The organism is Sphingobium sp. KKT206 (genome assembly GCF_055640555.1).
Genome location: NZ_CM145765.1, coordinates 725,814 through 739,770, shown reverse-complemented (window position 1 = coordinate 739,770; position 13,957 = coordinate 725,814). Strand labels below are relative to the sequence as shown.

The 13,957-nt window shown below is 60.6% G+C and carries 12 protein-coding genes and 1 pseudogene; 7 read left to right on the top strand and 6 right to left on the bottom strand.

What is annotated here, in order from left to right:
• Positions 1 to 37 precede the first annotated feature (37 nt).
• Together ACZ2HM_RS21490 and ACZ2HM_RS21485 are read left to right on the top strand one after the other, a co-directional pair.
• Entirely contained in the window at positions 38 to 1,144 is a 1,107-nt protein-coding gene (locus ACZ2HM_RS21490) for a phosphotransferase (protein WP_043150293.1), read from the top strand.
• Positions 1,145 to 1,669: 525 nt separating this feature from the next.
• Positions 1,670 to 1,912 carry a hypothetical protein gene (locus ACZ2HM_RS21485; protein WP_129927604.1) on the top strand — a complete coding sequence of 81 codons (243 nt, stop codon included), beginning with the start codon at positions 1,670 to 1,672 and terminating at the stop codon, positions 1,910 to 1,912.
• Positions 1,913 to 1,941: 29 nt separating this feature from the next.
• On the opposite strand, the pseudogene ACZ2HM_RS21480 reads toward ACZ2HM_RS21485, so the two are convergent.
• Together ACZ2HM_RS21480 and ACZ2HM_RS21475 are read right to left on the bottom strand one after the other, a co-directional pair.
• Positions 1,942 to 2,140 (bottom strand): annotated as a pseudogene (locus ACZ2HM_RS21480) (integrase core domain-containing protein); the annotation flags it as partial.
• A gap of 10 nt (positions 2,141 to 2,150) precedes the next feature.
• Positions 2,151 to 2,846: a TetR/AcrR family transcriptional regulator gene (locus ACZ2HM_RS21475; protein WP_129927603.1), complete on the bottom strand. Its 696-nt coding sequence runs from the start codon at positions 2,844 to 2,846 to the stop codon at positions 2,151 to 2,153.
• Between the two features lie 163 nt (positions 2,847 to 3,009).
• On the opposite strand from ACZ2HM_RS21475, the gene ACZ2HM_RS21470 reads away from it, so the two are divergent.
• From ACZ2HM_RS21470 to ACZ2HM_RS21450, 5 genes are read left to right on the top strand one after another with little or no spacing between them, the layout of a single operon-like run.
• A complete protein-coding gene (locus ACZ2HM_RS21470) occupies positions 3,010 to 4,407 on the top strand; it encodes a phosphotransferase (RefSeq protein WP_463266123.1) in 1,398 nt (465 codons plus the stop codon).
• Between the two features lie 15 nt (positions 4,408 to 4,422).
• Entirely contained in the window at positions 4,423 to 5,280 is an 858-nt protein-coding gene (locus tag ACZ2HM_RS21465; protein WP_463266124.1) for a helix-turn-helix transcriptional regulator, read from the top strand.
• Between the two features lie 33 nt (positions 5,281 to 5,313).
• Positions 5,314 to 5,967: a glutathione S-transferase family protein gene (locus ACZ2HM_RS21460; protein ID WP_463266125.1), complete on the top strand. Its 654-nt coding sequence runs from the start codon at positions 5,314 to 5,316 to the stop codon at positions 5,965 to 5,967.
• A complete protein-coding gene (locus ACZ2HM_RS21455) occupies positions 5,964 to 7,202 on the top strand; it encodes an aromatic ring-hydroxylating oxygenase subunit alpha (RefSeq protein WP_463266127.1) in 1,239 nt (412 codons plus the stop codon). The genes ACZ2HM_RS21460 and ACZ2HM_RS21455 overlap by 4 nt, the downstream gene beginning before the upstream one ends.
• The gene (locus tag ACZ2HM_RS21450; protein ID WP_463266128.1) at positions 7,199 to 7,543 is read left to right on the top strand and encodes a hypothetical protein; all 345 of its coding nucleotides are present in this window, start codon (positions 7,199 to 7,201) and stop codon (positions 7,541 to 7,543) included. Before ACZ2HM_RS21455 ends, ACZ2HM_RS21450 begins: the two co-directional genes overlap by 4 nt.
• Here the strand turns inward: ACZ2HM_RS21450 and ACZ2HM_RS21445 are convergent.
• The 4 genes from ACZ2HM_RS21445 to ACZ2HM_RS21430 form a co-directional block, all read right to left on the bottom strand.
• A complete protein-coding gene (locus tag ACZ2HM_RS21445; RefSeq protein WP_129927597.1) occupies positions 7,535 to 7,924 on the bottom strand; it encodes a DUF4345 family protein in 390 nt (129 codons plus the stop codon). The two genes, ACZ2HM_RS21450 and ACZ2HM_RS21445, sit on opposite strands and share 9 nt — an antisense overlap.
• Positions 7,921 to 10,158 carry a molybdopterin-dependent oxidoreductase gene (locus tag ACZ2HM_RS21440; RefSeq protein ID WP_470426988.1) on the bottom strand — a complete coding sequence of 746 codons (2,238 nt, stop codon included), beginning with the start codon at positions 10,156 to 10,158 and terminating at the stop codon, positions 7,921 to 7,923. The genes ACZ2HM_RS21445 and ACZ2HM_RS21440 overlap by 4 nt, the downstream gene beginning before the upstream one ends.
• A gap of 6 nt (positions 10,159 to 10,164) precedes the next feature.
• On the bottom strand, positions 10,165 to 12,573 hold the full coding sequence (locus ACZ2HM_RS21435; protein ID WP_470426987.1) for a TonB-dependent receptor: 2,409 nt from the start codon (positions 12,571 to 12,573) through the stop codon (positions 10,165 to 10,167).
• 145 nt (positions 12,574 to 12,718) lie between these two features.
• Positions 12,719 to 13,924 (bottom strand): cytochrome P450, encoded by a 1,206-nt coding sequence (locus ACZ2HM_RS21430; RefSeq protein ID WP_470426986.1) that lies wholly within the window; start codon positions 13,922 to 13,924, stop codon positions 12,719 to 12,721.
• Positions 13,925 to 13,957: the final 33 nt, after the last annotated feature.

The following is a 13,957-nucleotide window of genomic DNA, read 5'->3' as shown; positions in this document are numbered from 1 at the left end:
CCCGCCGAGATAATATAGCAGAAAAGGATAGCTTTGTATGGCCGACCCACTGGCGCACCCGACATCGGCGGCGGACATCACGCCCGCCTATCTGACCAGGCTGATGGCGCAGGCCGTGCCGGGCGTGACCGTCACTCATGTCGATATGGTGGAGGCCAAGACCTATGGCGAGCAGTTCGTGTCCACGGCGGGGCGCGTGATCGTCAATGTCCGTTATGGGCCGGGCAGTCCGGAGGACCTGCCTACCCGCCTGGTCGTGAAGGTTGCGCGCGGCGTCGACAAGATATTGGCGCCCTTCTACGAAAATGAAGTCAATTTCTACAACCGCGTCCGTCCCGAACTGGACCTGGAGACGCCGCGCAGTTTCGGCGCGGGCTTCGATGCGGTATCGAGCGACTTTGCCATCGTGCTGGAAGACCTGACCCTGCGCGGCGCGACCTTCCCCAGCGTCCTGTCGCCGGTAACGCTCGACAATGTGCGATCCATCCTGTCGCAGCAGGCAAAGCTGCACGCCCGCTTCTGGGAAAGCCCCCGCCTGCGGCCCGGCGGCGATCTGGCCTGGGCGGGCAGCCATGTCGAGGGCAAGGTGGCGGAACTGATGATGGTGGGGGCCGAGCCGCTGATCCAGCATGAGATCGACACGGTGTCATTCAAGCGCGAAATGGTGCAGCGACTGCGCACGACCGGCCCTGCCCTACGCAACGGCACCTTGGCGCTGCACCGGCACCAGCAGAGCCTGCCGCAAACGCTGGTCGAGGGCGACATGCATATCGGTAACAGCTATATATTGCCCGATGGGTCGGGTGGGCTGCTCGACTGGCAACTCACCTGTCGCGGCCATCATATGCATGATGTCAGCTATCTTGTGACGACGGCGCTGTCGGTGGAGGATCGCCGCGCCCATGAACAGGATCTGGTCCGCTTCTATCTCGATAGGCTGGCGGTCGAGGGCGTGGCCGATTGCCCCTCGTTCGAGGAGAGTTTTACCGAGTTTGGCCGCTGCCTGATGTGGGGCGTCTATATCGGCTGGCTGACGACGCCAGTGGTCAATTATGGCTGGGAGATCACTGTCATGAACCATTTTCGCCTGACCACGGCGTTCGAGGATCACGAAACAGCGCGGTTGATAGCACAGGTAGTGTGACAGATCGAGCTTAGCGACGCGCCCCCCGCTCGTCAATGCAGAGGGCAGCGTCGAGGGGTTCGTAACCACGCCACAACCGCAGAGATCACCAGCATCTTCGAGAGAGAGCGCCTGTCTCCCATTCTCATCGCTATTTGAGATCTAGCGGCATCGACATGAACAATTACCGAATCGCGATCAGAATGGCGACTTCAACCGGCACCTGACGCCAGAAACAGCAGTGCAAATGTGGAAGCTGGCGTTGAACTACGAATTATAGTCGACTTGTAACGGTTTTGTTTCGTGAGCTTGTCCCTGCCTAACGTTTCCCCTGGCTGGTATGAACAGATCAGGGAAGGGGTATCAAACGAAGGACGGAGTAAAGGCGGAGGCTACCGGTCGCCTTCTTGATGTTCACATTAAAGCCGTGAGCCTTGAACAGATGGAGATCGCACGGCTGGAAGCCGCGCTGGTGCGAGTGCGCATGGAGAGCCACATTCTAAAAAACAGCGGTAGATTCGCAAGGAAGTCGCGGTGAGGTATGCCTTGATCGAGCAACGTCGTGGCACCTGGCCGATCGTGGTGCAGTGCCGTGTTTTGCAGGTCAGCGCTAGCGGTTATCGTCATCACCGATTGCTGCAAGCCACCGATATTGGCCCAAACCAGCCGCACCGTCTGCTCAGCGATGCGGCCTTGGCGGTGCATATCAAGGCGGGCTTCGCCAGGATGAAGAATGATTTGACGTTTTCGGTCGTCAGAACATTCAGCACACTTCGCGGCATAAATTAGCGGAGTGGTGGCCTCGTGTGGGGGTAGGTTTAGGCGGCGAGCTTGCGGTGTTGCAAACGCCGATGCTCGATGGTCTGCCGCTTGAACCTTTCGCGCTGCTTTATGATGGCTGGACCCCCGGCCGAAGTAGGCGTCGGCGGACGTCACGTTGCTCAGGCTCTCTTGATACCTCTGATGGTTGTAGTGCTCAACGAAGGCCTCGATCTGCGCCTCAAGGTCGCCCGGCATCCGTCAATTATTAATGTGTCGGCTCCCACGTAGCCTGCCAACGGCAGATCAATGCTTCGACGATATCACGCAGTATGATACAGCCATCTGGGAAATCATCATGATCGCTTCCCCGCGGTAAAAGTACGGCCCCTGATATAGACGCCATCAGGGCACCTACTGCCGATTGAATGTTCGAATTCTGGTGCGAACTGGGTGCCATTACGGAGCTGACCGCCTGTTCGAAAAAGGCATGGATGCGCGCTGCCGCGGGTGCAGTATCACGAATGGGAGCGCCATTCTGCGTGCCAGCGGTGTCGAACCAGAACAGGAACAAGCTATTCATGCCGAAGGCGGCGATCTGGTCGCGTGAAAAATCGAAGGCCCGATCGGCAACGGCGATCAGGCGCTTTTCCGCGTCGTCATATGTGGCGAATTCCATCTCTAGCCTATCAGCGAAATTGGCCAATTCGCTGTCACGGATCGCGAGAAACAGTGAATCGCGATCCGCAAAATACCGATACACGACACCGGAGGAATAGCCGGCATGACGGGCAATTCCACGGAGCGATATCGGTCCTGAGGGCTTGGCCAGCAGCAGATGACGTCCCGCGTCAATCAATGCTTGCCGCACATGATCCTTAGCCTCTGCGCTGCGCGCCCGACTAGGTGATGCCGTGGTGCCAGCGACTAGAATATCTTGATGGCCCTTAGCATTTCTCTCCATTGCGCGCCTTCCTGTCTGATGTCGGGTGCTGAATAGCGTAATCACGGCGCATTGCCCCCCGATAAATTCGCTTGAATGAACAGCGTTACCCTATTAGGATAACGCTGTTCACATAAAGATTGCATCCACGTTGCGGTGTGACGAACATGCATGAGGATGCCTGGTGACCGACCAGCCGAACTTGATAGCTGAGCAAAATATCCAGCGCTGGATCGAAGCGACGATGGGCGATATTGTCGCCATGGATATCCTGCCGGGATGGCGCCCGGCGTGGAACGTATCGGTCCGCACGCCGGAGGGCGTAATCCATATCCATATTCGCGGCGATCGCGGTGCGGGCCCGGAAACGCAGCCGTTGCGCGTAGAACATGATGTCTTGCGGTTGTTGGCGGACGAGGGCATCGCCGTACCGCATATCCATGGCTGGTGCGACAACCCCGCGGCGATTGCCATGGAGCGCATCGACGCGACGGCTTTCGCGGGCGGCGCCGACCGCGACGCAAACCTGCATCGGCTGGTCAGCGATTATATGGCGATCATGGCGTCCGTTCACCGGATCGATACAGTAAAGGCCGCAGGGATCGGATTGCCACAACCGCAAAGCCCGCAAGCCATTGCGCTCGCCTATTTTGATGATGCGGATCAACAGTATCAAAGCCATCGCGATGGTCCCGATCCATTGATCGCCTTTCTACGTAAATGGGTGCTGGGCAATCTTCCGCTGCATCGCACGGAAACGGCGCTGCTGATCGCCGACGCGCCGCAGTTTTTTCATGATGGGGACAGGATCACCCATATTTATGATCTGGAACTGGCGCATTTAGGCGACCCCATGGCGGACCTAGCATCGATTAGGGTGCGCGACATCAACGAACCGATCGGCGATCTGACGTCGTTGTTGCAGCGCTATGTCGTGGAAAGCGGTAACCCGATCGACTGGGTGGCGCTCGATTTTCACACCATCGCGTCTTTCCTTGCTGTGCCGATGCGGATGGAGTCGGCACTCCGCACGCAGCGCCAATTGCCTGCCTATGTCGAATATCTGTCCTGGGATCTTGGCTGTAGGCGCGCTGCTTTGGAAACATTGGCGCAGGTGCGCAGCGTCGATCTGACACCTGTCGCCGATCTTGTAACCGTCGAAAAAGCGACCGACATCATTTATGATAATTTGGTCGCGAGTTGTACCGATCTGCCAGCGGCGCGCGGACGATTGCGCGAACCTCCAGCCTTGTCGCTCGCCCGCTATGTACAGCGCCGCGACGCCATCGGCCACGAGATTGCGCGCCGCGATCGATCGGAGGCAGAGCAGTTGCTGGGCCAAAGTTTCGCAAGCGCGGCAGCGGCCGAGGCGACGCTGGAACAATATGTGCTGGCCGCCGGGCCAGATAAGGAAGCCGATCTGATCGGCCTGTTCCATCGCCGGACGATGCGCGCGCTGCAATTGCTGCGTGGCTACCCTGGACCCATCGTGGATAGAGCGCCCGGCCCTATCGATCGGCTGGCTTTTTCCGATCCGCCTTCGACGACTGTCATGGCGCACGATTCGGCCACCCATATCTAGAAAGAGGATAGGCGCATGGAGCAGGAGCAGGCTTTCAGGGGTGAAATGCTCTATACCGGAATGCTGGAAGGCGCGCTTGTGGACCCGGATTATTCGGTGCGGGTCGACAATGTCCGATGGTCGCAGCCTGGCGAAGCAACAATCCTGTCGGATCAATTCTTCCTGGAATGGCTAATGTACCGGGAGGATGATATCGAATGCGCACGTCCGGGGCGCAACTTCGTGACGTCTCATGCCGTCATCCTCTTGCCGCCAGGGCAGGCGGTGCGGACGCGCTGGAACAGCGGCCGCCTTCGGACCATATCCTGCAGCTTTCGGACCGAATTACTGGCCGACTATCCCGAATTGCTGTCGTTCCTCTCCAGTCTCGACGGGGACCATCAGTTCAATCTCGACAGCCCTTTCCTTCAGGCCGGCCTGACCCGTATCGCTGACGAGGTCGTCACGCCGGGCCTCGACAGCGGGTTCATGGTCCGGTCGCTGCTGTTCGCCATTTGCGGTGAGATACGCCGTGCGACGCTGGGGCAACCGGTGCCGCAGGAGTGCGACGGCGCCCTTTCGCCAGGCCAGATGACGATGTTGCGGCAGGTTCTGCATGAAAGCGGCAAATTGCCTACGGTGGTCGATCTGGCACAACATTGTGGCGTGACGTCGCGTGCCTTGTCACCGCTGGTGAAGCGCGCCACGGGCGTTACGCTGCGCCATTACATCGCGCGGGAGCGCCTGAACCGCGCGAAGGCGCTGCTCGACGACCAGAAATTGATGGTCAAGCAAGTCGCCTATTCCTGCGGCTTTGCCAGCGCAGCGGCGTTTACGGCCGCCTTTCGCAAGACGACGGGCATGACGCCGGTCGAGTATCGGACGCGGTGCTGATCGGCTCCTTCTCCAGATTGAAAGTCACCCACAATGCTGACTGTGCATCACCTCAACGATTCCCGCGCTCAGAAGACGATATGGCTGCTCGAAGAACTAGGCCTGCCCTATGATCTGGTGCCCTATCAGCGGCATCAGGTAACGATGATGGCGCCACCCGCGCTCAAGGCGCTGCATCCAGTCGGCAAATCGCCGATGATCGAGGATGAGGGACGGATCGTCATCGAATCGGGCGCGATTACGGAGCATATCATCGAGCGGCATGGCGATGGTCGATTGGCGCCAGTGCCCGGTACGGATGCGCATGAACGGTATCGGCAATGGCTCTATTATGCGGTGTCGTCCGGCATGAACCCGATCATGATAAAGGTCTATGCCCGCGCCTTCGGTCTGGATGGCAGCCCGATCGATGAGGCAGCCAATGTCGAACTGGCGAAGGCGCTGGCCTATCTCGACGATGCGTTGGCCGACGGCCCCTTTCTCCTCGGCGAAGATTTTTCTGCTGCCGATATCCAGATGAGCTTCATCCCGGAAATCGCGCAAACGCTGATGCCGATCGACGCCTATACCCATATCGTGACTTGGCTGGACAGGCTGCATGGCCGTCCCGCGTTCAGGCAGAGCATCGACCGAGGCGGCGACTATAGACTAGCGGGCAAGGCGGGACTGCGGGAGCCAGTTGCATGACCAATATACTGTCGGCGACGCCGGAAGGCGGTTTTGATCTGGGACATGGGATGATGATGCCGGACGCCGCGATCCTGCGCGATGGTCGTGTAGCGGCGGACAGCTTCTGGAGCGTGGCCCAGCATGCGGCCGAGCGCGACGCGATATATCGACGATGCTGGCTTTATATGGTGCGCGCGGAGGATCTGCCGGAACCGGGCGATTATGTTGTGCGCGATGTCGAGATTTGCGGCGTGTCTGTGCTGATCGTGCGGGGCAAGGACGATGTGCTGCGCGCCTTCCACAATGTCTGTCGCCATCGCGGGATGTCCGTCGCCGATGGCCCTTGCGGCAAGGCGGAGGCATTTCGCTGCCCCTATCATAGCTGGACCTTCCGCCTGGATGGCAGCTTGAAGGCCATTCCCAACCAGCGGTGTTTTCCTTCGCTGGATGCGGATGATCTGGGGTTGGTGCCGATCGAGATAGACGTGTTTGCCGGGTTCGTTTTCATCAATCTCGATCCGCAGCCCGCCTTTTCTCTCCGGGCGTTTCTGGGTGGCATCGCGCCGCTGCTGGAGACGACCACGCTGGTCCCCTTCACCCACCGGGACAGCCTTTCATATGAAGTCTCAGCCAACTGGAAGGCGGGGCTCGACCCGCAATATGAGGGCTATCATGTCGGCACCGTCCATGCGCTGACGATCCGCGAAATATCGGTGACGCCTGCCAACCCTTTTTCCGAATTTCGCAAGATGGCCTTTGCCGGGCCGCACGCCGCAGGCTGGTCGCAGGGCAATCCGGGCTGGCGACCGCGCGCCGAGCGGCTCGTCCAGTCCTTTGCGGTGCAGACGATGGGGGCGTTAGCCGGACGTGTAGCGGGTGAGGGCTATCCGAGCGCAGAAACGCCTGCGTCGCTGGCGATATTCCCCAATTTCATGATCCATCCCGGTGCAGGCGGCTGGTTCACGCAGCAGCATTGGCCGCTGACGGCGCAGAGCCACCGCTGGACTGCGCATTATTATTATCATGCCCCCGTTACGGCCAGCGAACGCTTGGCGATCGCCCAGGCAACCACATTCGCGCGGGATTCGGGGATGGAGGATTTCATGGTCATGGCACGGCAGCAAAAGGGGCTGGCGTCCGGCGCGACCGAGAGCTTCTATTATGGCGAGGCGGAAATGCTTCCCCGACACCGCGCGGCGGTGATCCGATCCGTTTTGAACGGAGCGCAGGCGAACATGAGGAGCGCGGCATGAGTGCCAACCTGCCCGCGGCCTTCGCCGATCTGGAACAATTCGCCCATTTGTGGATCGGACTGGAGACGATGGAAAGCCGCTATCGCGCGCGGCAGGACATGCCGTTCGATGCACTGAAGCAGTTTTACGATGCTACCGCGCCTCGGCTTGCCGATATGATGGCGCATCTCGATGGGTTCGGATCGGACACTCTGCCATCGGCTGAAGCGCGGCTGTATCGCGTGGCGCTGGGGCTGGTGGAAGCAGCACAGGCGGTGGAGTTTTTCGCGGCCGCCCGACTGCCCGGCGCGCCCTATCCGCACGATGTCGCGGTGGGCGGCCAGGCGGCGCTGTCAGACTGAGGATACGTGCGCGGTCCGGCTCGCGGCGATCAGGATGAGAGCCGCGACGACTTCCGATCCGATTGACGCTGCAAGGATCGGCGCATAGCCATCCATCGCGATCGAAATGATTCGTGCGGCCACGAAGCCTGCAAAGATCACGCCAACGGCGAGTAACAGGGGTTGCCGAAAACGCGGGGTTGCAAGGCCGTAGAGGATAATCCCCCCCATGGCCCAGAAGGAGCCAGCGTAAATCGCGCGGGCTTCGTTGAGGCCTGCCACCCCCCTGGGTTGCAGCGCGGTCATGTCGGTAATGGCGGTCGTTGCGACCAGGGCGTAGACGCCGAATGCGATCAGGGCGAAACCGATCACGCCGGACAAGGAACCCATTATCTTGTTCACGCAGTTGCTCCAATTGTTTCGCGGGGTTGACGATCAGCCTTGCGGACCTGAACCGGGATGCCGTTCAGCACGGCATTGCCCGAAATGACGTCGACCATCGTGCCGGGGCTGAGGATATTGGTGTTGGCCCCGGCGTGCGCCTGGGCGATCGCGATTTGGGTCTGTGGATCGCGATGCCCCCAGCCGTGCGGCATCGACACCACGCCGGGGCGGATGTCGTCGTCAATCTCCAGCGGTACATGGATTTCACCCGATGCAGAGGTCAGCGCGACCAGATCGCCGTTGGCTAGTCCATGGGTGGCGGCATCGACGCTGTGCATTTGCAGGGTGCAGCGATCCTTGCCCTTCACCAGCGTATCGATGTTGTGCATCCAACTGTTGAGCGAGCGGAGATGACGGCGACTGACGAGGACGAGCGAGGGATCATTGGCGACCAAGGCCCGCTCCAGCCGGGGAAGGTCGGACAGGATGAGGGCGGGCGTGAGGTCGATCTTGCCGGATGCGGTTTCGAACCCCTCATGCGCGCGGGGGATAGCGGGCGCGACGATCAGGCCGTTAGGCTGATCGCGGAAACTATCGAGCGTCAGGCCGTTGCCTACCGTGCCGAAGCGATCGCCGAACGGGCCGGTGCGGATCGCCAGATCGAGGATGCGATCCGGTCCACGGTCGGGCAGCGCCGCGATCGCCATGGTAGGATCGATCCCGCGTCCGGTAGCGAGTGCGCGGAAATAGCCATCGTCCATAGCGTCGATATCGGCACCCGGCTGGCCACCGATGATCGCGCCGACGCGGGCGACGACGCGCCAATGGTCCGGGCGATCGGTAACTGGAAAGACTGGTGGCGAATAATGGCCGCCGCTAGTGAGGCAGAAAATCCAGGACCACATGTCATAATGCGCGCTTTCCAAGAAAGATGGGCTGGGCAGGATAACATGGGCGTGGCGGGTCGTTTCGTTGAGATAATTGTCCAAGCTGACCATGCATTCCAGCAGCGGTAGCGCCTGGGCGAGCTTACCTGAATCCGGGGCGCTGAGCGCCGGATTAGCGGCGAAAGTCAGCAGCCCCTTGATCTGGCCTGGTCCCGGCGTAGCAATTTCCTCGGCCATGCAGGAGGCAGGGAATTGGCCCAGCACGGCGGGGACGCCGCGCACCCGGCTCTTGCCCATGACGACCGGCATGTCGGCGGGCAGCGTCGCCAGCATGTCGACCAGCGGAGCGACGGGGCGGCTCCACATGCTGCCGCCCTGCCGGTCCAGATTGCCCGTCAGTATCGCCAGCACGTCGATCATCCAGGACGCCAGCGTGCCGAATGTCTGAGTACAGGTGCCGATGCGGCCATAGATGGCGGATCGTTCGGTGCGGATCAGTTCGTCGGCCAGGTTTTCGATGACGATGGCATCGATGCCGCAATGATGGGCGACCCATTGGGGGCTGAACCCGGTGACGATCTCCCGCAGCGTCTCCAGCCCGTTAACCAGGCCGTCGAGGTGCCGCAACCGCACAGCGTCGCGGGCGAAGAGGACATGGGCGATGCCGAGCATGAAGGCCGCGTCGCTGCCGGGCTTCAGGCCGATCCACTGGTCGGCCGACCTTGCCGTCTGGGTGCGGACGGGATCGATCACGATGACGCGCCCGCCGCGCGCGCGCAGATCCCGCATCGCACCCATCACATCGCGATGGGAAAAGATGCTGCCCTTCGACGCGGCCGGATTGCCGCCGAAGATGACGAACAAGTCGGTATGATCGAGGTCTGGAATGGGTATTTTCCATTCATTGCCGAACATCAGCATGGCCGACAGATTCTTGGGGTGCTGATCGACCGTGCCAGACGAATAGACCTGTTTAATGCCCGACGTTGCCAGCATCAGACCCGAATAGCGCGACAGCGTGGCGTCCTTGCCCGCCATATTGCCACCATAAGCCGCGAACGCATGGGGGCCGTGGCGCTCGCGCAGCCCTGCGACCAATGTCTCCAGACGATCGAACGCGGCCTCCCACGAGGCGCTTTTCCACTCGCTCCCGTAGCGGATCATGGGCGTGCGAAGCCGGTCGGGATCATGATGGAGCGCGCCGAGCGTCGTGCCTTTGGGGCAGATATGGCCCAGGCTCCAACGATCCTGCTTGTTGGGGCGGACGGTCGCCGCCCGTCCGCCCTCCACGGTCACGGTAACCCCGCACATCCCCTCGCACAGGGGGCAGGTGCGGTGCTGTACGCCATCGTGGGTCATCGTCATGCTGTCCTAGCTGCCAAATCGATAGGTGAGTTGGAGGCCGTAGGTCCGCGGATCGCCATAATAGACGGTGCTGGCCGGAAAGGAACTGAGCAGCACGGCCGGGCCGATCGGATATTGCTTGTCGAACAGGTTGCGGACATAGGCCGCGATGCTGATGCCGCGCCCGCCAATGTTGCTCAGTTCCAGGCGGCTGTTGACGACATCATAGCCGGGCAGTTGCTCACCAAACTGCGCGTCATAGGCCGACGTGTGATACAGGTCCGCGTTGAAGGCGAGTTCCCCATCCATCGGACGGATCGGCAGCACGGCGCGTAATGCGGCTGTCCCCGAGAATTTGGGGGTGGGGAGCGTGACTTCATTCTTGGTCAGCGTCAGTGGGCCGAACGGCTTTACGTCATCGACCTTCTGATCGACATAGGCACCGCCAAAGCTGAACGTCAGCCAAGGCGCAGGTTCGATCACGAGTTCGGCCTCTATGCCGCGCACGGTCGCGTCGGATGCGTTGATGGCGAGAGAGGTCCGGGTCGGCTGATCGGGTGCCGTCGGCGGAATACCGAGCGGGCGGACGTTAAAGAATTGCAGCGCGTCCTTATAGTTCGTCTGGAACGCCGATACGTTGAAGCGGCCTTTCATAGCGCCCGCGCGCCAGTTGAGTTTCATGCCCAGTTCGACGTCGGTGACCTGTTCCTGCTTCACCTTCTGATAGGGCCGCAAGTCCGGGCAAGTCGCGCCGCCAAGACACGCGCCAACTCCGCCGGTGGTGAAAGGTGTTTCGAACAGCGGCGTGTTGACGTTGACGCCGCGAATGCCGCGCCGGGACGTGACATAGAGGAACAGGTCGTCGGTCGCCTGATAATCCAGCCCCACGGTCCAGGTGGCATAGTCGCCCTTATTCTTCACGATGCCGGTGCCGTCGGGCAAGCCAAGCGCTGCCTGATCGGCGCATTGCTGCTGGCTGAGCGCCCCTGCGAGGCTGTTGCCTGCGCACGCCTTGACCTTGTCCCAGGTGTAGCGCGCGCCTGCGTTGGCGGTCAGCTTGTCGGTGATCTTGAACCCCAGCTGCGCGAACAGGGCGAAGCTGCTGTTGGTATAATGCGACGTGCTGTAATTCACCGCCGGGCCGTAAAGGTCGATGAAGCTGAACTGCTGCGGGAAATTGACGTTGGTGCCGGTGGGCTTGTCCTTGCTGTAGAAGGCACCCGCAATCCAATTGAGGCGGCCCATGTCGCCCAGCACCTGAAACTCGTCGGTCAGGAAGGATTTATTCGCTTCGGCACCAGTGTGATAGATGACGAGCCGTCCCTGTGGGCCAATCAACTGGCGGGTGCCCTGGGTATTGACGAACTGATAATTATAGACGTCGCGATAGCCGAAAATGTTGCGGATAGTGACGTCGCCCAATTCCAGGCTGGTGGTATTTGTGATGCCCCAGATGCGGCGATCGGCTGCGACTTTCAGGCTGCTACCGTCGTTCACCAATTCGTTCGTGACCTTGTACGGACCGTTGGCCTGTTGCTGCGCGAACAGGCTGGCAAGATCTGCTTCATAGACGGCCGCATCGGCGGGCGCGAAGCCGAAGCCGCCGACCAATATACCCGACAGCACACCGGCATTATAGCGATAGGGAACCTCAGCAGCGGGCTTTTCTCGCGCCCGGAAATAGTCGAAGACCAGCGTGTTAGTCAGATTCTCGGTAGGCTGGAGCAGCAATGACGCGCGAAAGCTCAACTGGTTGGTGTCGTCCAGGTCGGGATTGCCGGGTGTGAGGTTCTTCGTCCGGCCGTCACGGTTGCGATACTGCGCAGCAATGCGAAGCGCCGCCACATCTTTGGCCAACGGCACGTTGAGCGCGCCCTCCAATTCCTTATAATCGAAATTCCCATAGCCGGCCTGGATATAGCCTTCGGTATCGAAGGTCGGCTTTTTCGAATTGACCAGCACCGCGCCGCCGATGGTGTTGCGCCCGAACAATGTGCCCTGCGGCCCTTTCAGCACCTGAATATTGGCCAGGTCGAAAGTCGGGATATTGCCACCCTCTTTGGAGAGCGGCACATCGTTGAAATAGGCGACGATTGCGGGCACGCCTTCGCCGATCGGCAATTGGCCAAGGCCTCGCAACGACAGCGTCGGCTGGTTCTTGCCGCCCTCCTGCGAGAAACGGAAGCCGGGGGTGAGGGTGGCGACGTCGCTCAGATCCTGGACCGATTTCTGCTCCAGCATCTCGGCAGAGATAGCGGTGATCGATACCGGCACCGATTGAAGCGATTCCTCGCGGCGGCGGGCGGTCACGACGATATCCTGTAGTCCGCTATTTACCGAAGGCTGGTCGGCAGGCTGCTGTGCCAAGGCCGGTACGGCGGTCGCGATCAGGGTCAGTGCGCTGGTGGCAAGCACCTGGAATTTGACGGATTTCATAGCTATCTCTCCCCTTGGGCACCTTCTGTGTCGATCCACGGATCGCCTGTGGTGCTCCGGCGCAAACTAGCGCAGCCGCCGCCGGGGCACGACCGCCTTTGCTATCGCTGGTTGCAAAGACGCTATCGCTGAGCGCGCCATACCTCTATCTGGCCCAGACCAGTGGAAGCGATTCCACATGGATGATGTTACTGAGATAGAAGGGCACATCGAACCCCGGTTGCACTGTAAAAGCGGGCAGGGTGTTAAGCATTTCCTGCATAGCGATCTGTAGCTCGCGCCGGGCGAGATGTGCGCCGAGGCAGCGATGTGGGCCATAGCCGAAGGTCAGATGCGAAGGGCGGCGATCGAAGCGAATTTGCGTCGGGGCCTCGAACGCTTCGGGATCGTTCGATCCCAATGGGGTCGACATCGCAACCCGGTCACCCGCGCGGATCGTGACATCGTGCAGCATCACGTCTTTGGTGCAGATGCGGAATGTCGTGACAGCGGCATAAGCGCGCAGCAACTCCTCAATGGCTACGGTGGCACTCGCCGGATTTTGCCGCAGAGCGTCCTGATCGGCCGGATGGGTCGCCAGATGCTGGAAATGCAGGCCGATATTCGCCGACACTGTATCTAGTCCGCCAAGATACAGGTTGAAGCAATGGCCGAACACTTCTTCAGGCGTCCATTTGCGCCCCTCATATTCCAGTTGGAGCGCGATGCTGATCAGGTCGTCGCCGGGCTTTTTGCGACGATCTTCGATGGCGTTGAGCAGATAGGCCTTCACCGCGCGCGTGCCCTTGACGCGGTCTTCCATGTCGTCGGTATGCAACAAGGAAAATTCCCAATCGAGAAACTGCTGCATCTCCTCCTGCGGCAGGTCGAGCAGATCGAGGAAGATCGACACCGGGAAAGGGATGGCGAAATCCCGGATGAAATCGCATTCCCCCCGGTCTTTGAACTTGTCGATATATTCTCGCGCGCGCAGGCGGACCTTGCCGTCCAGTTCGCCCATCCGCTTGGGCGAAAAGACGGGATTGAGCGCATTGCGAAAGCCGGTGTGTCGCGGCGGGTCAAGTTCGGTCGGGATGATGTCCCAGCTTTCGCCGATCCCGGCAGCAAAGCCGGTATTGCCGCGTTTGCCGAAACTGTCGGTATCGGCGTAGATTTTCCGCAGGTCTTCCGCGCGCCGCACCACCCAGCCCGGCTGACGCCCAGGAAACACGTCGGTGCCGTAGAAGATCGGCGGGCCTTCATGCAGTCTGGGAATGATGTCGGTATAGGGATTGACCGTCGTCGCCCGACGAGGCGTTAGGGCAAAGGGCATGACGAGTTGGCGTGGCACATTGTCGGGAAGGTCGATCACTAGCAGCCTTTCTTGCCCAAGTTTCGATCGGGC

Excerpts from the sequence above, each read along its gene's own strand:
- ACZ2HM_RS21465 (WP_463266124.1), top strand. The coding sequence starts at position 4,423 with ATGGAGCAGGAGCAGGCTTTCAGGGGTGAAATGCTCTATACCGGAATG.
- ACZ2HM_RS21490 (WP_043150293.1), top strand. The coding sequence starts at position 38 with ATGGCCGACCCACTGGCGCACCCGACATCGGCGGCGGACATCACGCCC.
- ACZ2HM_RS21450 (WP_463266128.1), top strand. The coding sequence starts at position 7,199 with ATGAGTGCCAACCTGCCCGCGGCCTTCGCCGATCTGGAACAATTCGCC.
- ACZ2HM_RS21435 (WP_470426987.1), bottom strand. The coding sequence starts at position 12,573 with ATGAAATCCGTCAAATTCCAGGTGCTTGCCACCAGCGCACTGACCCTG.
- ACZ2HM_RS21460 (WP_463266125.1), top strand. The coding sequence starts at position 5,314 with ATGCTGACTGTGCATCACCTCAACGATTCCCGCGCTCAGAAGACGATA.
- ACZ2HM_RS21455 (WP_463266127.1), top strand. The coding sequence starts at position 5,964 with ATGACCAATATACTGTCGGCGACGCCGGAAGGCGGTTTTGATCTGGGA.
- ACZ2HM_RS21440 (WP_470426988.1), bottom strand. The coding sequence starts at position 10,158 with ATGACGATGACCCACGATGGCGTACAGCACCGCACCTGCCCCCTGTGC.
- ACZ2HM_RS21475 (WP_129927603.1), bottom strand. The coding sequence starts at position 2,846 with ATGGAGAGAAATGCTAAGGGCCATCAAGATATTCTAGTCGCTGGCACC.